The sequence below is a fragment of the Spongiactinospora rosea genome, from assembly GCF_003315795.1.
Taxonomy (GTDB): Bacteria; Actinomycetota; Actinomycetes; order Streptosporangiales; family Streptosporangiaceae; genus Spongiactinospora; species Spongiactinospora rosea.
In genome coordinates this window covers 476333-494988 of sequence record NZ_QMEY01000004.1, presented here as the reverse complement: position 1 = coordinate 494988, position 18656 = coordinate 476333, and the positions used below count along the sequence as shown (strand labels likewise).

At 69.5% G+C, this 18656-nt stretch carries 18 protein-coding genes; 7 read left to right on the top strand and 11 right to left on the bottom strand.

All coding sequences use genetic code 11. From position 1 onward, the window contains the following. Window positions 1-788 precede the first annotated feature (788 nt). A complete protein-coding gene (locus DP939_RS14080) occupies window positions 789-1226 on the top strand; it encodes a hypothetical protein (protein WP_147267986.1) in 438 nt (145 codons plus the stop codon). Window positions 1227-1287: 61 nt separating this feature from the next. On the opposite strand, the gene DP939_RS45420 is transcribed toward DP939_RS14080, so the two are convergent. From DP939_RS45420 to DP939_RS14070, 3 genes are all read right to left on the bottom strand, one after another. Continuing rightward, window positions 1288-1605: a hypothetical protein gene (locus DP939_RS45420; RefSeq protein WP_147267985.1), complete on the bottom strand. Its 318-nt coding sequence runs from the start codon at window positions 1603-1605 to the stop codon at window positions 1288-1290. A gap of 109 nt (window positions 1606-1714) precedes the next feature. Beyond that, window positions 1715-2242, bottom strand: a complete 528-nt coding sequence (locus DP939_RS14075; protein WP_147267984.1) for an RICIN domain-containing protein — start codon at window positions 2240-2242, stop codon at window positions 1715-1717. Window positions 2243-2557: 315 nt separating this feature from the next. Further along, window positions 2558-3814 carry a pentapeptide repeat-containing protein gene (locus tag DP939_RS14070; protein WP_158578564.1) on the bottom strand — a complete coding sequence of 419 codons (1257 nt, stop codon included), beginning with the start codon at window positions 3812-3814 and terminating at the stop codon, window positions 2558-2560. A 252-nt stretch (window positions 3815-4066) separates the two neighbouring features. Here DP939_RS14070 and DP939_RS14065 point away from each other — a divergent pair, with 252 nt between their 5' ends. The 3 genes from DP939_RS14065 (at window position 4067) to DP939_RS14055 (ending at window position 7655) form a co-directional block, all read left to right on the top strand. Then, window positions 4067-4981 carry an IS982 family transposase gene (locus DP939_RS14065; protein WP_113981096.1) on the top strand — a complete coding sequence of 305 codons (915 nt, stop codon included), beginning with the start codon at window positions 4067-4069 and terminating at the stop codon, window positions 4979-4981. A 576-nt stretch (window positions 4982-5557) separates the two neighbouring features. Then, a complete protein-coding gene (locus tag DP939_RS14060; RefSeq protein WP_199565148.1) occupies window positions 5558-6151 on the top strand; it encodes a Maf family protein in 594 nt (197 codons plus the stop codon). A 736-nt stretch (window positions 6152-6887) separates the two neighbouring features. Further along, window positions 6888-7655 carry an EI24 domain-containing protein gene (locus DP939_RS14055; RefSeq protein ID WP_263972314.1) on the top strand — a complete coding sequence of 256 codons (768 nt, stop codon included), beginning with the start codon at window positions 6888-6890 and terminating at the stop codon, window positions 7653-7655. Here DP939_RS14055 and DP939_RS14050 read toward each other — a convergent pair. Continuing rightward, complete coding sequence (locus tag DP939_RS14050) at window positions 7555-8754, bottom strand: DUF4192 domain-containing protein (protein WP_113981093.1); 1200 nt, start codon at window positions 8752-8754, stop codon at window positions 7555-7557. The genes DP939_RS14055 and DP939_RS14050 overlap by 101 nt on opposite strands. 183 nt (window positions 8755-8937) lie before the next feature. Further along, window positions 8938-9276, bottom strand: coding sequence for a hypothetical protein (locus DP939_RS14045; protein WP_111172243.1), 339 nt, complete (start codon window positions 9274-9276; stop codon window positions 8938-8940). 535 nt (window positions 9277-9811) lie between these two features. Between DP939_RS14045 and DP939_RS14040 the strand changes: the two genes are divergently transcribed. Beyond that, complete coding sequence (locus DP939_RS14040; protein WP_263972313.1) at window positions 9812-10348, top strand: DUF1707 and DUF4870 domain-containing protein; 537 nt, start codon at window positions 9812-9814, stop codon at window positions 10346-10348. A 15-nt stretch (window positions 10349-10363) separates the two neighbouring features. Here DP939_RS14040 and DP939_RS14035 read toward each other — a convergent pair whose 3' ends face one another. The 3 genes from DP939_RS14035 to DP939_RS14025 all read right to left on the bottom strand — a co-directional run bounded on the left by DP939_RS14035 (window position 10364) and on the right by DP939_RS14025 (window position 14132). Then, window positions 10364-11890 (bottom strand): ATP-dependent DNA ligase, encoded by a 1527-nt coding sequence (locus DP939_RS14035; RefSeq protein ID WP_113981091.1) that lies wholly within the window; start codon window positions 11888-11890, stop codon window positions 10364-10366. Between the two features lie 22 nt (window positions 11891-11912). Beyond that, entirely contained in the window at window positions 11913-12623 is a 711-nt protein-coding gene (locus DP939_RS46955) for a general stress protein (protein WP_199565147.1), read from the bottom strand. A gap of 69 nt (window positions 12624-12692) precedes the next feature. Next, entirely contained in the window at window positions 12693-14132 is a 1440-nt protein-coding gene (locus tag DP939_RS14025) for a GuaB1 family IMP dehydrogenase-related protein (protein ID WP_113981090.1), read from the bottom strand. Between the two features lie 170 nt (window positions 14133-14302). Between DP939_RS14025 and DP939_RS14020 the strand changes: the two genes are divergently transcribed. Beyond that, a complete protein-coding gene (locus DP939_RS14020; RefSeq protein WP_113981089.1) occupies window positions 14303-14773 on the top strand; it encodes a GyrI-like domain-containing protein in 471 nt (156 codons plus the stop codon). A gap of 25 nt (window positions 14774-14798) precedes the next feature. Here DP939_RS14020 and DP939_RS14015 read toward each other — a convergent pair whose 3' ends face one another. From DP939_RS14015 to DP939_RS14005, 3 genes are all read right to left on the bottom strand, one after another. After that, window positions 14799-15329 carry a hypothetical protein gene (locus DP939_RS14015; RefSeq protein ID WP_147267983.1) on the bottom strand — a complete coding sequence of 177 codons (531 nt, stop codon included), beginning with the start codon at window positions 15327-15329 and terminating at the stop codon, window positions 14799-14801. After that, window positions 15326-15577, bottom strand: coding sequence for a helix-turn-helix transcriptional regulator (locus DP939_RS14010; RefSeq protein WP_113981087.1), 252 nt, complete (start codon window positions 15575-15577; stop codon window positions 15326-15328). The genes DP939_RS14015 and DP939_RS14010 overlap by 4 nt, the downstream gene beginning before the upstream one ends. Before the next feature lie 63 nt (window positions 15578-15640). After that, window positions 15641-16774, bottom strand: a complete 1134-nt coding sequence (locus DP939_RS14005) for a CaiB/BaiF CoA transferase family protein (RefSeq protein ID WP_113981086.1) — start codon at window positions 16772-16774, stop codon at window positions 15641-15643. Window positions 16775-16905: 131 nt separating this feature from the next. Between DP939_RS14005 and DP939_RS14000 the strand changes: the two genes are divergently transcribed. Next, the gene (locus DP939_RS14000; protein WP_113981085.1) at window positions 16906-18495 is read left to right on the top strand and encodes a serine/threonine-protein kinase; all 1590 of its coding nucleotides are present in this window, start codon (window positions 16906-16908) and stop codon (window positions 18493-18495) included. Window positions 18496-18656 lie beyond the last annotated feature (161 nt).

Below are 18656 nucleotides of genomic sequence, written 5' to 3'. Positions count from 1 at the left end.
GACGCTGTGACGGCTTGGTGGTGGTCGCGTCCGGGATGTCCGGCGCGGACCTGATCCGGTTCGCTCGGTACGCCGCCGGTGGTGCCACGGCGGTTCCTGCCGGTGCCTCGTGGCCTGTGGGCGTCAAGCCGATGTCCGGCCTTGAGGTAGCCCGCCGTGATCACAATGTTGATGTCGACTGGATTGCCACTCGGGATGGCCAGGGTGATCCGGCACGCTCTGCCTGCGGATACAGGCGGCAACTCACGCCACACGGCGTCGCCGAGATCTCGGCGGCGTGCAAGGGTGTTCGGTGTTGGTGCTCCGGCCTACGACGAATGCGAGGGTTCGTCACCCGTTATGCATGCCGTCTCAGAAATGGCTCATAAGAATGATAGGGGCGCCTGGCCTGGACTTTGAGTAAATTCTGGGCAGCTTGTGAGCCGTCCGGTTGCCGGATGCCACGACCGTCGCAATGAAGCATCGAAATGACCCGATTACCGCCCGGCCACCGGGCGACCATGGACAGATCGCAGCCTGGGCTCGTCGGCATCTTCGCTATCGGGGCCAGGCAGGGGACGCTAACCGGGGCGGCGTTCCCTAGTGAACTGGCCGAGAGTGAACCTTTTTCAACCGGTCGCTCGGACCAGGTCAGGGGCGTCTCCATCGGGCTCAAGCCGGGCCTGATGCCGCGGCAGGACGCCTGGTCAAGCGGATACGGCATCTCGCATACCGCCTTTGACCTGGGAACCTGAGGTTGAAAAAGGTTCAGTATCCAGGACACCATCACATGAGGTGTGTTTCGCTGGATGTACAGGCAGGCGGGCCGACCGCCGCTCAAGCAGATCGCGGACAAGGCCAAGGAACCGGCCGAGGCGAAGGGCCCGGACAGGCTCGCTGGAACCGCGAGCCAGGAGACGATCCGTCGCACGCTTCGAGGCCTCATCATCCCGGAACGATGGGAGACCGTATGGGCGGTGTACGCCCCGCGCTGCGCACTCGCGGACGTGGATCCCCAGGCTCAGTACTATCTGCGGCAGCACGAGGACAACAGGTACGAGCCTCTGACCCCCACCCACAAGGAGGAATTCAGGCAGGTGTGGAGCGCCGCATTCGACACCGAGGAGCTGCCGCCACCGTTCTTCGGCGCTCGTGTTCCATCACCACAGCCTGGCGCCCCTCGCGGCGACGGATTTTATGACCCATGGGCGTCGGCAGCACCAGCCGCGGATGAGCCACCGTTCTGAGCGTGCCTTAAGCAGCGATTCCTCCTACCCTTCTGGTGCCATTGACCAGGAGTTCGGAGGGTTATCTACCGATCCGCCGCCGACGAGGCACTCGCCGCCGACCCCATCTGGTCATTCCCACAAGTTGATCATGGCTTCTGGGGTCGCCAGGTGGGGTGCCCGGGAAGGACTTGCGCTCGCCGCCACCCTCCCCTCCTTTCGCCGCCTTAGCCTGCTCGGGCAGGTCGAAGGGCTCGGCGACGGCGGCCAGGATGGCATCTCCGGCCTGGACGATCCCGGCGGCCTTTATCCGGTCGCTGCTGGTGCGCAGGCTCGGCGATGCGTCCACCTCGCCGGGGTGGGCGCGGAAGCGCCATTCCAGCCGGTAGCGGGCGCCCATCGGCGGATCGGCGGTACCCCAGGCGAACAGCGCCTCTTGGCCGCGCTGGGTGCGGGTGATGGGGGTTGTGGAGCGGGCCGACCCGTGGTAACCCCGGCGGATCCCCCCGCTATGCGGCTGGAATTCCTCCCCACACTCGCCAGAAGTGGTCTGGCCACGATCCGCAGGGCCACTGGATGACCGCCGCTCCCCACGCCGTAGAACCGGAATCGATCGCGAGGCACTGCCCGCTGTTGCGATTGATAATCCGGTAGATCTCTCCTGAGACATGCACGAAACGCCAGTAATGGTCGGCCCAAGTCCCGCAGGGCCACTGGATGATGTGCGGTCCCGGGTTCAACGTCCCGGCGTCCACCGCCATGCACATCTGGTTGGCGTAGTTCACAAGGCGGTAGTAGGTGACGCCCCCGTACGTGTACGGGCCGTCGAAGTTCCAGGAGCCCCATGGAACATCTGGGTCGCACGACCGCTGCATCAGCTTCGACCCGATGGTGCCCGTACTCACCGGAGTGGGGCAATAGAGAGAATTGGCATTGGCAATGACTCGCGTCGTGCTGCCTGCATCCCCTCTAAGCTGGAGCATCATTAGTGGCATGGCCAGCAGAAGTACCAGCGCCGCCTTGATCCGCCTTTTCAAGCAGTCTCCTTACGGTGCGTCGTAACCGACCCAAATGGCCCAGAGGCTGTCGGTGCCCCGATAGGGACAATGGGTGGCTACCTGAACATTAGATGAGGGCTGTTATGTGAAGAAGGGTAGGTTTGGCTCACCCATTGATCCTGCTGGTAACTCATGGGTAACCGGACAGAATGCTCATTCTGTCCAGTGGTGACAACGCGCTGATCTGCGGAAACGCCGACAGGCTCAAGCCTTCATTCACCTGATGACCGGTTTGGGATGGTTTGTCACCCGGTTATGCAGCCCCCATGCATGACCATGCACTCCGTGCGGCGATCAGCTGAACCGTGTGAACTCATTGACCACAGCCTTCTCCCGCACCTCCTGCGCAGTCACGCCCCTGATGTCGCGCAGATCCGCGCCCCGCAGGCCAGCGCTGCGCAGGTTCGCGTTGCGTAGGTTCGCGCTCCACAGCATCGCGCCGCTCAAATCCGCGGTGTGCAGGTACGCGCCGCTCAAATCCACGTCGAACAGATTCGCGCCGCTCAGGTTGGCGAAGGACACTCTCGCCTCGTGCAGTTTCGCGCCGACCAGGTTCGCGCGGCTCAGGTCCGCGTAGCTCATGCGTGCGCCGCTCAAATCCGCGCCCCACAGGTTCGCGTTGCGCAGTTTCGCGCCGTACAGGTTCGTGCCGCTCAGGTTCGCGCGGGGGAACCGCACGCCGGAGAAGTCCGCTCGCCAGGCATTTCCTTCCGCTTGGCGAGTGGACAGGGCGGGGGCGATGGCCAATGCGGCGAGCACATCGGCTCCCGGCCGGGCAGACGGCAAGCTGGCGAGGGACTTGCCGCCAGGGGTGGTGCACTGCTTGGGCAGGGAGGTCGTCTCCTGTCCGGGGGGTGGGGTGCAGGTGTCGTGTCCGCGGACGAAAGCGGCCAGCACCTGGCGGATGGGTGTCCTTGTCGCGGGGGAGTCGGCGGCCAGGCGTTGCAGGGCGTATATGCCGCCCAGCCGCACGTCGGTCTTGGCCGACCCGAGTTGTTCGACGGCCTTGGTGTAGCGGTCGGTGATCTGGCCTTGTTCGGCCAGGCGCTGGCCCTGCACGGCGACGAGCTGTGCCTGGCGGGCGGTGCTAAGGGATTCGGCGGTGTACCAGAGCCCTTGGGTGGTGAAGACCACGCCGCCGATGACCACCAGGCCGGTGGCGGCCTGGACCAGCGTGTGCCGGGCGGCGTTGATCGCCTTGATCCGATCGGTCGCGGTCATCTGCGCGCGCTCGGCGGCGCTCAGCGGGGCGTTCTCTCCGGCCAGGCGCCGCGCGGCCGGGCCGATCAAGACGGCGAGCACCGAACCGGCCGCTACCGTCAGCGCGGTGCCGGCCAGTACCCACCGCGCCCAGTCCGGCCCCGGCACCACCACGGCCGCCCACGTACAGCCCGCTATCACCGCGAGGGCCAGGACCACCCCGGCTAATCGCCGCCAGGCCCGCCCGCCGCGGTTCGGCAGGCGGTGAAGGCGCAGAAGGCGGGGAAGACGGGGGCGTTTCACGAGCGGCCCGGCGGGCCCGGGCAGCGACGGCGGAGGCGATGACCGCACGCGGTGGTACGCGAGGGGATCGAGGACCCATGCCCCCATTCCACCGTGGCCGCCGCGCGCCTGTCCGGAAACCTTGAGGCATTGGTCCCTGCGGTGCGACCAGGCGTTCCGGGCGTTCACAAGCGCACGGTCGTACTCACGGGAATACATATTCCCACAAGCTGATCATGAATTTGGGGCGGCCACGCCACCTAGATGATTGATGCCAAGGCGTAGCTGCGGAGATAGGGCGAGGGTGCCCAAGCTCGATGTGTGACGAAAGAGTTAGACACCCTCGCAACCGCACTGTACGTGCGGATCGATGATGTGTTGAAGGCCCAGCCGCAACTGGCTCCGTGGCGGCCGAAGGTCGGTATCGCGCCGAGGCTCAGTGATGCCGAACTGGTGACTTTGGCGGTGCTGTCGGCGCTGCTGGGCTTCACCTCCGAGCGCCGCTGGCTGCGCTACGCCCCCTCCGGGCTGAGCATGATGTTCCCGTATCTGCCGGGCCAGCCGGACTACAACCGGCGCCTGCGTAACGCCTGTGACCTGGTCAGGCACATGATCCGGATGCTGGCCGCCGACACCTCGCTGTGGAGTGACGACGTCTGGGTGGCCGATTCCACGCCGGTCGAGTGTGGCCGCTCTCGGGAGACAGCCCGGCGCTCGGAGCTGGCCGGGTGGGCGGAGTATGGCTACTGCGCCTCCCACTCCCGGTATTTCTGGGGGCTGCGGTTGCACCTGCTGTGCACGCTGGGCGGGCTACCGGTGCTGTTCGCACTGAGCGGCGCCAAGGCCGATGAGCGCGAGGTACTGCTCGGCATGCTGGAGGCCGCACCCGACGTCTTGGCCGCCCATCTGGATCAGACGATCATCGCTGATCGGCACTACTACGGCCGCCTCTTCGAGAATGAGCTCACCGAACGTGAGCTGCATCTGCTGCGCCCGGCGCGCCAGGGCGAGCCGGAGCGGGCCGGCGCAGCGCTGTTCAAGCCACTGCGCCAGACCATCGAGTCGATCAACCAGACCTTCAAGAGCCAGCTGGACCTGGAGCGCCACGGCGGTCGTACCCCTGCTGGCGTCATCATCCGCGTGCTGACCCGCATCCTCGCGCTGACCAGCGTGATCTGGCATAACGACCAAACCGGTCAGCTGATCAAGCGGTCCCTGATCGCATACGACCACTGACCGTAGCCAGACCCCTTGGCATCAATCATCTAGTGAGGGGATGGGCCGCTACGGGCGTTTGTTGTCCAGGAAGTAGGCGATCACCAGCAGCAGCGCCACGGCGGCGGCGAACCCGCCCGCGCCGGTCAGCACCGCGCTGGGCGCCGGGGCCCCGCCGAGCCAGGACAGCCTAAGGGCTCACCCCCGAAGCGTATGCAGAGATGCGGGGCGTCGCCTTCACGCACTCCCGCCGTGTCTTGGTCGATGACGGGGTCGGCTGGATCAGCCTCGGCGACATGTACGCGTTCGGCTTCGACGGTCGGTGTTCTCGCCTGTCCGGCTGGCAGTGGGCACGTTCCCGTCCATGAGATGTGTGGCTTGGCGGGGGATCGGCTCCCGGAGGCGAGAGTATGGGGGAACTGGGATGTCGGCGTTCATCCCGAGGGTGGGTATGGGCCCTGGCAGTGACATGATCTTCTCTCCCACTGACTATCGTGTCTTTGTTCGATGCGCGAATCGGTTGGCTCTGCCCTGCTCCGCAGGGTGAGGGCGTTGGTTCCTTCTCCGCTGATGGCGGGGGATTATCGGAGGTTTCTGATGACGATCGTGCTGGCTTCCGCCTCGCCCGCCAGGCTCGCCCTGCTACGTACTGCGGGCCTTGATCCCAAAGTGGTCGTCAGCGGGGTGGACGAGGACGCGGTGACCGCCGACACGCCTGGGGACCTCGCGCTCACGCTTGCCCGTGCCAAGGCCGCCGCCGTGGCCGAGCGGGTCGGCGACGGGCTGGTGATCGGCTGTGACTCGGTCCTGGAGATCGACGGCGTGCCGTACGGTAAGCCCGCGACGCCCGAGGAGGCGACGGCCAGGTGGCAGGCGATGCGCGGGAGTGAGGGCCACCTGCTGACCGGCCACTGCGTGATCGACGCCGCCGGTGGGCGGGAGGCGGCCGAACTCGGATCCACCCTGGTGCGGTTCGGGACACCCACGGATGCCGAGATCGCGGCGTACGTGGCGACTGGGGAGCCGCTGCGCGTGGCGGGGGCGTTCGCGCTGGAGGGCTTCGGCGGTTGGTTCATCGAGGGCATCGACGGGGACCACGGCAACGTACTCGGCATCTCCCTTCCTCTCCTGCGTCGCCTCTTCGCCGAACTGGGCGTCGAACTGCCCGCCCTCTGGCACGTCGATCGGTGACCTGTCTCGTCCCGGTGCCGTACCGCCCTCTCCGGCCGGGTACGGTCGGCACTGGTGGGCGAGTGAACGGCCATCGCCGGGCGTCGGCGGCGGGTGAGATCACGTACAGGTAGGTTGTGATGCTCATGGTGGGTTTCGTCTTGCGCGACCCACCGTGTCCGGGGCGTCGGGATGTGTCCCCCTTCAGTGCGGCGAAACCCTCCCGTCGGTAGGTCGCAGCATGCACCCTTCAGCTCCGTTCTGCAGGATCTGCTGGTGTCTGGGCACTGGAGTGTGTCCGGCTTTGGTGGGGGTTGGAATCCTTCCGCTAGGTTGCGGCGTGCGCCTTTCAGTTCCGTTCTGCAGGATCTGCTGTTGCCATGACATTAGGGGTGTGTCTGGTTTTGGTGGGGACCGTGGTGAGTGGCATCTCTATTGCCACAGGTCGCGGTACGCACCACGGCTTCGCTTCGCGAGGTCTGGTGTTGTCTGGGTCCTGGGGTGGCGTCGTCTTTGCGTAGGTCTCGGTATGCGCTCTCGGCTTCGTTGGAGAGATCCACTGTTGCTCCAGCGCTCTTGGGGGCCCTCGTCGCCGTGCCTGGCCGGGCGTTGGGTTCGGGGGTTCGGTGGGGGAGCGTGGGCTTGGTGTTGTGGGGTTGGGCCGGAGGGGGAGTGGGGGTGGGTGGGAGGCGTTAGCCTGCCGGGCATGGGTGTATTGCGGGCGTTCTTCGGTGGCATTGGGTTTTTCTTTGAGGGCATGCGGTGGTGCGCTCGGCACCCGCGGTGGTGGCTGTTCGGGCTGTTGCCCGCGTTGGTCACGCTGGTCATCTACGCGGTGGCGCTGACCTTTCTGGGGGGACGAGCGGGGGACCTGGCGGACTTCGCCACGCCGTTCGCGGATGGGTGGAACCCGGGGCTGCGTGACACCATGCGTTTCCTCCTGGGGATCGTGATCTTCGGGATGGGGCTGGCCATCGCCGTGCTGACCTTCACCGCGCTGACGCTGATCATCGGTGAGCCGTTCTACGAGAAGCTGTCGGAGAAGGTCGAGGAGTCCTACGGGGAGGTGCCGGAGGGCAACGACGTGCCGTGGTGGCGGGCGATCCCCCGATCGATCCGGGACAGCCTGATCACTCTTTGGTTCGCGTTGCTGTTCACGGTGCCGTTGTTCGCGCTCGGGTTCGTGCCGGTGATCGGGCAGACGGTGGTGCCGGTGCTCGGGGCGGCGGTCTCGGGGTTCTTTTTGACGGTGGAACTGACCACGCTCGCCATGGAGCGGCGGGGCATGCGGCGTAAGGAGCGCTTCGGCGTGCTGCGTGCGAACAAGGCGGCGGCGCTGGGCTTCGGGGTCGTCGTGTTCCTCATCTTCCTCATCCCGGTCGGGGCGGTGGTGGCGATGCCGGTCGCGGTGGCGGGCGCGGCGATCATGGTGCGGCTCCATCTCGGTCCGGCGGCGACGGCACTGCCGCGGCGTCAGGGGGATCGCGATCCGAGGACGCCGCCGCCTCTTCCGGGGCGGTCGTGAACGCCAGTTCGGCCGCGTAGTCGCCCGCCTGAACGTCGATCAGGTCGAGCAGGGGAAGGAGCCAGGACATGTGCGGCGGCCCCATGGCCTGGTCGAGATCGGCGGGGCGGGGCATCCGCTCGCTGAGCCGGTCGGGCGGCAGCATGTGGCTCAGCGCGTGGGTGAGCAGCACGGCCATCGAATAGCCGGGATCGGCCGCCAGGGCGCGGCTGAGGGCCATGTCGGCGAGCGCGCAGTCGCCGTGGTGCCAGGCGGCCATGCCCAGCAGTGATGCCACGGGCGGCAGGAACCGTGGCTCGACCCGGCGGACGAGATCGTGCCAGAGCGCCAGATGCGCCCGCAGGCCGTCGGCGGCCATGGAGGTCCACGCCTCGTCACGGACTCTCACGATGCTCAGCACCATGCCGAGCCTGGCCGCGCCGGCATCGTCGAGCCGCCCGCCGGCCGTGTAGGTCTCGACGGCGGTGTGGACCCTGGCGATGCCCTCGGCGACCAGGTCACGGGCGAACGCGTCGGCGTCGCGGCAGGTGCGGAACCTGCCGATCATGTCGTCGATCGCGCTCTTGGTCGCCTCGCGCATGCCCTCGCGCGCCGCTCCCTCGGCCGGCTCCAGCGAGCCTTCCAGCGCCGCGCGGTCGGGGAGGGCGACCATCCCGTGCAGGGTGGCCAGGGCGGGGACCTGGCTGCTGGCCACGTCGTAGGGGGTGCCCTCCGGTGGGCAGCAGGTGGTGGCCGCGCAGGTATAGGACCAGTAGCGCCCGCCGTCGGCGCGTAGCGCCTCGGCCACCGCGATGTCCGAGCCCTGGGCGAGGGAGCGGACCTGATCGACGGCGGGGGTGACGAGCGGCCCCGCGCCGTAGCCGAGCACGATGACGTGAGTGATGTCCTCCTTGAACAGGATGGGGACGAACCGGTCGAGCGCGTCGGACGCGAGGGGGAGGTCCCAGCGGAGGGTCAGCCGGGCCTCACTGTGCGGCCGGGAACCGGTGAGGCCCAGCACGACGAGGCTGTCGGCCGGGTGGAAACCGATCAGGTAGGGGACGGCGGCGAGCACGTCCACGGGGCTGGAGAGCAGCATTCGGGGCGGGGTGGTTGCCATGCGGAAAAGCCTGCCGCCCCGAGCGGCCGCTCATTTTCGCCAAGCCCCCAACTGTGGAAAACCCGGCCGCCCGGCCACCGGCGGCCTGTTAATACGAAAGCGGTTCATATAAAGCGGTGGCGTGACCGGGAAAAGATCTTCAAGCCCGGCCACGGCCATCGTGGCCGGGGTGGCGCAGGAGGGTCAGCCCTCGGCCTGCTTGCGGCGCTCGTTGTAGGCGCGCATGCGCGGTGGGTAGCCGGTGAGCTGGACGTCGTAGACCGGCAGGGCCAGGTTGCGCGCCACCTTGTGGATGACGGCGGGGGAGCCCACCCGTCGCCGGGTCCACTCACCGTCGTCGGCGACGGCGACCGCGGTGGTGTCGGTCGCGAACGTCTCAGGCTCGACGTAGAACTCGACGCCACGCCTGCTCTTGGCGAATTCGATCAACGCTTCGATGTCGGCATCCGTAGCCTCCCGGTCGAACTTGGCCAGCCGTTGACCGCGGCGCTTGCGCAGCCCGTATCGGTCCCGCCATCTCATGTTCCCTGTATACCTCTCCGGACGCGTTCCCGCTGAGTCTCGGGAATCTTAGGGGATTTCTCCGGCCCCGTGTACTTGCTTCAGGCGGATAATTCGGCACCCTCGCTTACCGGGAAATCTTTGCCCATGGCGTTACCGCCGAGCCCAAGGTCAACCGGTGGTCACCGCGGGGCGGGGGCCCCGCTGTAGGAGTTCAGGACATCGAATACGCCTTGATAGACGCCCGCCCGAGGGGATGCGGATATGCATGCCGAGTGGATTCGTGCAATTAACGAATCCGCCCCGGCGACATCGCGTGACCGCCCGATCACCCCGCCGAAATCGCGCCCATGCTCCCCCGCCCCCTAGCCCGGCGCCCCCAGAGTCGGGGATCGCTCGGGGTTCCCACTGATGTGTCCGGACATGTGGTGACGCAAGATGGAGGTACCGGACAAGGCGGCACCGTTGAGAGAAGGGCATTGCGATCATGGCACCGCGAACACCACCCTCCGCGCCCTACTGGCAGGGTCCGCCGCCGCAGCAAGCGCATCTGCGGGTGAGCAACCAGGACCGCGAGCAGGTGGTGGAGCACGTCAAGGCCGCCTACACCGAGGGCAGGCTGGACAAGCAGGAGTTCGACGAGCGGGTGGACCGCGCGATGAACGCCCAGGTCCACGCCGACCTCATGGGCGTCATGAGCGACCTGTACGGCGCGCCGCCGCCCCCGCCGCCGATGCCCTACCCGCCGCGGCATCCCCACCCCGTGCCGCCGTACCCGCGCACCTCGGATGACCGCCCGGCCGCCGCCGCGGCGCACTTCCTGCCGCTCATCGGCCTGTCCGTGATCGGCCCGCTGATCATGCTGCTGGCCATGGGCCGCACCTCGCCCTATGTCCGCGCGCAGGCCGTCGAGGCGCTGAACTTCCACATCACGCTGCTGGGCGCGACCATCCTGCTGTCCATCACCGTCGTCGGCCTGGTCCTGGTGCCGCTGCTGTGGATCGGCGGACTGGTGGCGGGCATCATGGGCGGGGTCTCGGCGCTCGGCGACGGCCGGTTCCGCTACCCGTTGTCCCTGCGCCTGGTCAAGTAAATCCGCCAGGGGCGGCTAGAACATCAGCGAGCGCACGGTCTCCACCGTGTCGGCCTCCTCCGCCCGCTTGTCCTCCCGGTACCGCAGCACCCGCGCGAACCGCAGCGCCATCCCGCCCGGGTAGCGCGAGGAGGTCTGCACCGCGTCGAAGGCGATCTCGACGACCTGCTCGGGCCGGACCCTCACCGTCCAGCCGTCCGTGGGCCCGTCGGCCAGCGCGAGGAACCGCTCGGTCTGCCAGGCCAGCAACTGGTCGGTCAGCCCCTTGAAGGTCTTGCCGAGCATGACGAACCCGCCGCTCTCCGGGTCGCGCGCGCCGAGGTGCAGGTTGGACAGCTTGCCCTCGCGCCGCCCGTGCCCCCACTCCACGGCCAGCACCACCAGGTCGAGCGTGTGCCGCGGCTTGACCTTGATCCATCCGGCGCCGCGCCGGCCCGCCGCGTACGGCGTCGTCGGCGACTTGACGACCACGCCCTCGTGCCCGCGGCGCACCACCTCGGCGAAGAACGCCTCCGCCTCAGGGACGTCCCCGGTCGTTAGACGCGGGATGAGCAAATTCTCCGGTACGGCGGCGCGCAGCGCGTCGTGCCGTTCGGTGTCGGTGAGGTCGAGCAGGTCGCGCCCGGCCACGCGCAGCGCGTCGAAGAAGAACACGCTGAGCGGCGTCTTGGCGCGCATCTTGGCCACGTCGACCCGGCTGGCCACCCGCGACGCCGTGACCTGGAACGGCTCCGGCCGCCCGTCCGGGCGCAGCGCGATCACCTCGCCGTCCAGGATCAGGTCGTCGTACGGCAGCGCCCGCACCGCCTCCACCAGCTCGGGAACCTGCGCGGTGATGTCGTCGAGCGTGCGCGTGAACGCCGCCACGGTCTCGCCCGCGCGATGCGCCTGGACGCGAATGCCGTCGATCTTCCATTCCAGCGCCGCGGGCTCGCCCACCTTGGCCAGCGCCGCCGCCATGCTGGGCGCGCTCTGCGCCAGCATTGGCGCCACCGGGCGGCCCACCTCCACGTGGAAGCCGCGCAGCGCCTCCACCCCGCCCGCGAGCGCGGCCGCGCCGACGGCGGGCAGCCAGCCGCGCAGCGTGAGCGCCCTGCGCACCTCCGCGGACGGCGCGCCCGACGCCTTGGCGACCGCCTCGATCATGGCGCCCTCCAGCGCGCCCTGACGCAGTTCGCCGCTCAGCAGCCGGACCAGGAACGCCTGCTCCTGCTGGGTCAGCCCGCCGAACAGCTCGCCCACCAGCGCCTTGCGCGCCGCCTGCGACCCGGCCCCGCCCTGCCGCTTGATCTCGTCGAACAGGCCGTTGACGCGGGTGAGGGTCATGGTGGCGACCTGACGCGGCGCGGGGAGGTCCTGGAGGGTGCGCCAGCCCACGCCGATCTGGCGTTGTGGCAGCTCGCCGTACAGATAGGCGATGGCGATCTCGGCCTCGTCGCTCCGCACCCGGCCGAGCAGTTCGGCCAGATGGCCGATCTTGCCCAGCCGCGAGGAGGTCCGGCTCACCTCTTCGGACACCCGCGCCACATCGATCAGCAACACACCGTCAATGGTGCCCTACCGGTTACCAGTGACGCCGCTGCGGCTGCTGTTCCTGTCCGATCTCCGTGGTGCCCTCGTCGTCCGGGTGGCGGAACTGCGGCCGGTCGGCGCTCTGCGGCCCCTCGGTGCGCGGCGGAGGCACCGGGCCGCCCTCCTGGCCGCCGGTCCCGGCCGGGCCGAACGTCCCCGCGGTGGGCGGGGTCTCCATGGCGACGGTGTCGCCCTGGCCGGTGTGGTCCGGCCCACCGGGGTGGCCGACGGAGGCCGGCGGCATCATGGCGCGGGCGCGTTCGAGGTGCGCGGCGTCCACCATCACGTCGTAGCGGCCCGCGACGATCGCGTTGCGCGAGGCGAAGTCGCGCTTGCCGCGCTGGAAGGCGTGGTTGACGAAGCCGAAGGCCGCCCCCAGGATCGCGCCCCACAGCGCCGCCCACAAAACCAGCGCGATGAAGGAGCCGGTCGTGCTGGTGAACAGACCGAGGAACAGCCCGACGATCGCGCCGAAGAGCACGCCGCTGCCCGCCCCGGCGAGCGCGGCCTTGGCGTTGGTGACCCGGCCGGTGACGATCTCCTCCAGCCGCAGGTCCGAACCGACGATGGACACGTGCTCCACGGGGAAGCCCGCGTCCGAGAGGCCGTCCACGGTTCTTTGCGCGGACGTGTAGTGCTCATAACTGACCAGGAGCCTCCGGTCGACGGCGACGGTGTCCCGGCCGACGGATGGTGCGGTCATGGTAGGTCTGCCTTTCAGGAAGCCGACGTGCCCACCCGGGTCGCCCTACCCCGCACCCGCCGGATATTCCTACCAGCTCTGGTGTAGCGGCATGCCCTCCGTGTACCCGGACGACCCCTGGATGCCGATCACCGCGCGGCGGTGGAACTCCTCCAGGTCCACCGCGCCCGCGTAGGTGCACGCCGAGCGCAGCCCGGCCACGATGGCGTCGATCTGGTCCTCCACGCTCGGGCGCGCCGGGTCCAGGTACATCCGCGAGGTGGAGATGCCCTCCTCGAACAGCGCCTTGCGGGCCCGCTCGAACGGCGTGTCGTCGGCCGTGCGCAGCCGTACCGCCCGCGCCGAGGCCATTCCGAAGTTCTCCTTGTACCTGCGCCCGTCGGCGTCCGTGCGGGCGTCTCCCGGCGACTCGTACGTCCCGGCGAACCATGAGCCGATCATCACGTTCGCCGCGCCCGCCGCCAGGGCGAGCGCCACGTCACGCGGGTGGCGCACGCCGCCGTCCGCCCAGACGTGCCTGCCCAGCCTGCGCGCCTCGGCCGCGCATTCGAGCACGGCGGAGAACTGCGGCCGGCCCACGCCGGTCATCATCCGTGTGGTGCACATCGCCCCCGGGCCCACGCCGACCTTGATGATGTCGGCCCCGGCGTCGCACAGGTCGCGTACGCCCTCGGCGGTGACCACGTTGCCCGCCGCGACGGGCACGTCCGGCCCGAGCCCCCGTACGGCCCGCAGCGCCGACAGCATCTTCTCCTGGTGCCCGTGCGCGGTGTCCACCACCAGGCAGTCGACGCCCGCCTCCAGCAACTCCTTGGCCTTGGCCGTCACGTCGCCGTTGACGCCCACCGCCGCCCCGATCCGCAGCCGCCCGGAGGCGTCCAGGGCGGGCTGGTAGAGGGTCGCCCGCAGGGCCCCGGTGCGGGTGAGGACGCCCACGAGGCGGCCGTCGGCGTCCACGACGGGGGCGAGCCTGTGGCGTCCCTCGTGCAGCATCTCGAAGGCCCGCCGCGGATCGAGCCCGGCGGGCAGGGTCAGCAGCGAGGCCGACATGACCTGCGAGAGCTGGGTGTACATGTCCACGCCCTGGCAGTCGGCCTCGGTGACCACGCCGACCGGGCGGTTGTCCCAGTCCACGACGATGACCGCGCCGTGCGCCCGCTTGGGCAGCAGGGTCAGGGCCTCGCCGACGGTTTCGTGCGGGGTGAGGGTGATGGGCGTGTCGTGGACCAGGTGCCGGGCCTTGACCCATTCGACGACCTCGGCCACGACGTCGATGGGGATGTCCTGTGGGATGATCGCGAGCCCGCCGCGCCTGGCCACGGTCTCGGCCATCCGCCGCCCGGCGACCGCGGTCATGTTGGCCACGATGACGGGGATGGTGGTGCCGGTGCCATCATGGGTGGAAAGGTCGACTTCGAGCCGGGAACCGACCGATGAGCGGGACGGCGCCATGAAGACGTCGCTGTAGGTCAGATCGAATGCCGGCCGCATGTCGTTCAGGAACTTCACGTATATCCATTCTACGTGGCGAATCATCACGTTCGGGTGTTCCCCGAATCCTGGTCCGGCAGCCGGGTGAGCGGAGAGGGATCATCACCGCTTAGGATCCATTTGCGCCTGGAGGGGCTACATTGACGGCGCGATCCAATGTGGATGGCACGGCGTTAGAGGGAGGCGCAGTGAACATCGTTGACCGGCCAGAGGTCCTGGTCGTCGGCTTCGCCGTACGAACGGCCAATGCCGACGAGATGGACCCGACCCGGGCGCGGCTTCCCGCCCTATGGGCCCGGGCCGGGGCTCCTGGGGCGTTCGCGCATGTACCGGGGAAGGTCGACGAGAATCTGTACGCCGTCCTCACCGACTACCAAAGCGACCACAACGGCCCCTACACCCAGGTGGTCGGAGTTGCCGTGCGCAGCGCGGCCGCCCTGCCCGAGGGGATGGTCGCGGTGCGGGTGCCCAAGGCCGCCTCGCTGAAGCTGGAGGCCCGCGGGCAGATGCCGGGGGCGCTGGTGGAGTGCTGGCAGCGGGTGTGGAAGCACACAGAGTCGGGCGCGACCCCGCCCCGCGCGTTCACCACCGATCTGGAGGTCCACCACCCCGAGGGGGCCGACCTCTACATCGCGATCCTGCCGCCCAGGCAGGGGTGAGGCCGGCCCCTCGTGGTCAGGGGCCTCAGGCGTCCTCGGCGGGCGGGTCGGGCAGCCGCCACGCCGACACCAGCAGCGGCAGCATCATGTGCGTCAGGCCGATGGTGATGGTGAGCTGAAGGACGCCTGTGACCGGCAGAGACAGGTCGTGCCCCGCGGCCAGGCCGGTGGCCAGGGCCCCGGCGGCGACGAGCGCCAGCATGATCATGGTGCCGCGGTGGGCCGTGGCCATCGCCCGCATCCGGTCGGCGAGCTGGCGTTCGTCCAGGCTCTCCTCGGCCAGCGCGGTGGTGCCCCGGGTGGCCAGGTTGAGCAGGGAGATCGTGGGGACGGCGATCACCAGCCCGGCCACGATGAGCATCGTGCCCCACCGGCCGTGGCCCTCCAGGGAGAACAGCCAGAGCACCGCGGCCGCCCACAGCAGGGCGAGCGCGACGCCGTGCGCGCCGACGAGTGCGTGCCTGCGCGCTCTGGTGGCGTACCACGCCGGGGCGACGTCCTGCTGCATCGCCTCGGCCTGACGGTGCCGCCACCACTCCTGAAGCCTCAACGTCATCTCCCTTCCTCACCCAGTCGGGGGAACGGCCGGAGCGAGAACGCCACCTCGACCGGTACCTCGAAGAACTCGGCTATCCGCAGCGCGAGGTGCAGGCTGGGGCTGTACTCGCCGCGCTCCAGGTAGCCGATGGTCTGGTAGTGCACCCCGAGCGCGCCCGCCAGGTCCTTCCTGGAGACGCCGCGCTCGGCCCGCAGCACCGCGATCCGGTTGTGGATGTTCTCCTGCGACACCGCGCAGCCCTCCATAGATGCAGCACTGATGCTAAGGAATGTAGTACACCTACTACATCCTTGACAAGGTCTGCTATGTCAGGCCAGGACGCCCTTCTCCCGGAGGTCCGCCTCGGTGGCGGCGGGCAACCCCCAGGAGGCCAGGTCGGCGAGCCTGGTGGCGGGGGAGAGGTCCGCCGGGGGCGCGTCCAGCAGGCGGGGGGCGGGGGCGGGCTGGAGTACGCCGTTGACCCGGCCGAACGTGCCGCGCGCCCTGTTGTGCGGGTGCTCGGCGGCCTCGGCGACCGACAGCACCGGGAAGACGCACGCGTCCGTGCCCGCGAAGACCTCCGCCCACTCCGCCCGCGTCCTTCCCCGGAACGCCTCGGTCAGCCGTTCGCGCAGCGCGGGCCAGTTCGCCGGGTCGTCCCGGTCGGGGAGTCCGGTCAGGCCCAGCCCGGCCACCAGCTCGTCCCAGAACCGCGGCTCCAGGGCCCCCACCGCGACGTACTGCCCGTCGGCCGTCTCGTAGGTGTCGTACATCGGCGCGCCCGTGTCGAGCAGGTTCGTGCCGCGCGGCCCCCACGTCCCGGCGTGGATCTGGTGGAAGAACATCGCGGCCAGCAGGGCGGCCCCGTCCACCATGGCCGCGTCGATGACCTTGCCACGGCCGGTGCGCTCCCGCTCGAACAGCGCGAGCAGCACGCCGTACGCGAGCATCAGGCCGCCGCCCGCGAAGTCGCCGAGCAGGTTGATCGGCGGCGTCGGCCGCTCCCCGGCCCGCCCGAGCAGGGAGAGCACCCCGGAGGCGGCGACGTAGCCGATGTCGTGCCCCGCGGTGGGCGCGAGCGGGCCCTCCTGGCCCCAGCCGGTCATCCGGCCGTAGATCAGCCGCTCGTTGACCGCGCGCAGGTCGTCCGGGCCGATCCCGAGCCGTTCGGCCACGCCCGGACGGAACACCTCGATGACGACGTCGGCGTGCCGGGCCAGTTCGCGGAAGGCGGCGACCCCTTCGGGAGACTTCAGGTCCAGGCCGATGGTCCGCTTGCCGCGGTCCATCACGTCGGGACGGGGGCGGTCGCCCGCCCGTCGTACGGCATCGGCCCGGTCGACGCGCAGCACCTCGGCGCCGTGGTCGGCCAGCATCATCCCGGCGAAGGGCCCGGGCGCGAGGCCCGCCAGTTCCAGCACTCTGACACCGGACAGCGGGGCCGATCCATTGGTTTGGGTCATCGTTCCTCCTTGGGGGTCAAGTGGAACAAGATTCGGTCGTGGTGCGCAACACACGCGCTTGCCCACGCGAGTACGACTGAATATGGGAAACTTTTCGACGACCAAAATGGGATCAAAGGGCGGAATCTGACATGGCGTCACCGGACGACGGCGAACGGTTGATCGCCCGACGTTACCGGCTGTCCAGCGCATTGGGTCAGGGCGGTATGGGCGTGGTCTGGCATGGCCACGACACGCTCCTGAATCGGCCGATCGCGGTCAAGGAGGTCGTGCTGTCCCCGGGGCTCCCCCCGGTCGAGCGCGAGCGTCACCTGCTGCGTACGACCCGCGAGGCGCGCACCGCGGCCCGGCTCAACCACCCCGGCATCGTCCAGATCTATGACGTGGTCGAGGAGGACGGCCGGCCGTGGATCATCATGGAGCTGGTCGACGCGCAGCCCCTCGACGAGATCGTGCGCCTCACCGGGCCGGTCCCGGTGCGCCTGCTGTCCGACATCGGCAGGCAGATCCTGTCCGCGCTCAGCGCGGCTCACGGGGCCGGGGTGCTGCACCGCGACGTGAAGCCGAGCAACATCCTGGTCACCGAGGACGGCCGGGCGGTGCTCACCGACTTCGGCGTGGCCACCGCGGAGGGCGACAGCTCGCTCACCCAGACCGGCATGGTGGCGGGCTCGCCGAGCTTCCTGGCCCCCGAGCGGGCCAGTGGCGGGATCGGCGGGGCCGCCTCGGACCTGTGGTCGTTCGGCGCCACCCTGTACGCCGGGCTGATGGGCCGCTCGCCCTTCGAGCGCGCCGACACCATGGAGACGCTGAACGCCATCCTCACCGAGGAGCCCGTCTACGGCCGCATCCCCAAGATCTTCCACGCGGTGCTGCGCGGCCTGCTGGAGCGCGATCCCGCGCGCAGGCTCACCGCGGAGCAGGCCGACCGCATGCTCGCCGACATCCAGGAGGCCCAGCGGGCCCGCGACCGCGTGACCGGCCCGCCGCCGCGAGGGCCCAGGCCGCGCGGCAAGGTCGCGCTGGCGGCCGCGGTCGCGGGCGTCGTACTGGTGGCGGGCGCCGTGGTCGCCTGGAACGCGCTGCCCCGCGGGCGCAACGCGGCCGACGCGGCCACCTCCACGGCGCCGCGCCCGGTCGCCGCCACCACCGCGGCCTCCACGCCCTCGGCCGGGCCCGTCTCGCGGCAGAGCGCGACGCCCCACCCCACGCGGACGCCCCGCCCGCTGCCGATCTGGACCTCCCCGGCGGGCTGGTCCATCGCCTTCCCGCGCGGCTGGCGGGGTTCACGGGACGGCGGCCACGCCGAATGGCTGCGCAGGGACGGTAACGCGCACCTCGGTGTGGAGATGGTCAAGGGCGCGGGCGATGATCCCGCGAAGATCCTGCGGGCCGCGGAGCGGCTGCTCACCCCCTACGCGCGGGAGGTGACGACGTTGCGCACGGGCAGTGTCGCCGTACCCGAGGGCCGCGCGGCCGAGTGGGAGTTCACCTGGAGGAGCGGGGACACGAGCAGGGCGCCGTGGGTCGCGCCCGGCCGGACGTACCGGGAACTGCGCCGCGCGGTCGTGGTGGACGGCACGGCGTACGTGCTGGAGTGGACCATGATCTCGCGCGACTGGGGCAAGCGCCACCGGCTCAGGGAACAGGTGTTCCGATCGTTCGCGGCGAGCGAAGGCGGCGGCGCGACAGGGGCGACGGGGACGCGTCGGGCCAGGTGACAGGGGTGACCAGGGGGATGTGAGAGGTTTTCTCCGGGGGGTCGTGCGTGGCGATCGGATCAGTCAGGGGTAGAGTTTCGCTCGTTTCGCACATGTGAGAGCAGAAGGACCAGAGCCGACCGGCGATACCGAGTTTTCCGGCGCTTAACACGTCGAGGCTG

Excerpts from the sequence above, each read along its gene's own strand:
- DP939_RS14055 (WP_263972314.1), top strand. The coding sequence starts at position 6,888 with ATGCGGTGGTGCGCTCGGCACCCGCGGTGGTGGCTGTTCGGGCTGTTG.
- DP939_RS14045 (WP_111172243.1), bottom strand. The coding sequence starts at position 9,276 with ATGAGATGGCGGGACCGATACGGGCTGCGCAAGCGCCGCGGTCAACGG.
- DP939_RS45420 (WP_147267985.1), bottom strand. The coding sequence starts at position 1,605 with ATGGGCGCCCGCTACCGGCTGGAATGGCGCTTCCGCGCCCACCCCGGC.
- DP939_RS14060 (WP_199565148.1), top strand. The coding sequence starts at position 5,558 with ATGACGATCGTGCTGGCTTCCGCCTCGCCCGCCAGGCTCGCCCTGCTA.
- DP939_RS14010 (WP_113981087.1), bottom strand. The coding sequence starts at position 15,577 with ATGGAGGGCTGCGCGGTGTCGCAGGAGAACATCCACAACCGGATCGCG.
- DP939_RS46955 (WP_199565147.1), bottom strand. The coding sequence starts at position 12,623 with ATGACCGCACCATCCGTCGGCCGGGACACCGTCGCCGTCGACCGGAGG.
- DP939_RS14050 (WP_113981093.1), bottom strand. The coding sequence starts at position 8,754 with ATGGCAACCACCCCGCCCCGAATGCTGCTCTCCAGCCCCGTGGACGTG.
- DP939_RS14000 (WP_113981085.1), top strand. The coding sequence starts at position 16,906 with ATGGCGTCACCGGACGACGGCGAACGGTTGATCGCCCGACGTTACCGG.
- DP939_RS14005 (WP_113981086.1), bottom strand. The coding sequence starts at position 16,774 with ATGACCCAAACCAATGGATCGGCCCCGCTGTCCGGTGTCAGAGTGCTG.
- DP939_RS14015 (WP_147267983.1), bottom strand. The coding sequence starts at position 15,329 with ATGACGTTGAGGCTTCAGGAGTGGTGGCGGCACCGTCAGGCCGAGGCG.
- DP939_RS14080 (WP_147267986.1), top strand. The coding sequence starts at position 789 with ATGTACAGGCAGGCGGGCCGACCGCCGCTCAAGCAGATCGCGGACAAG.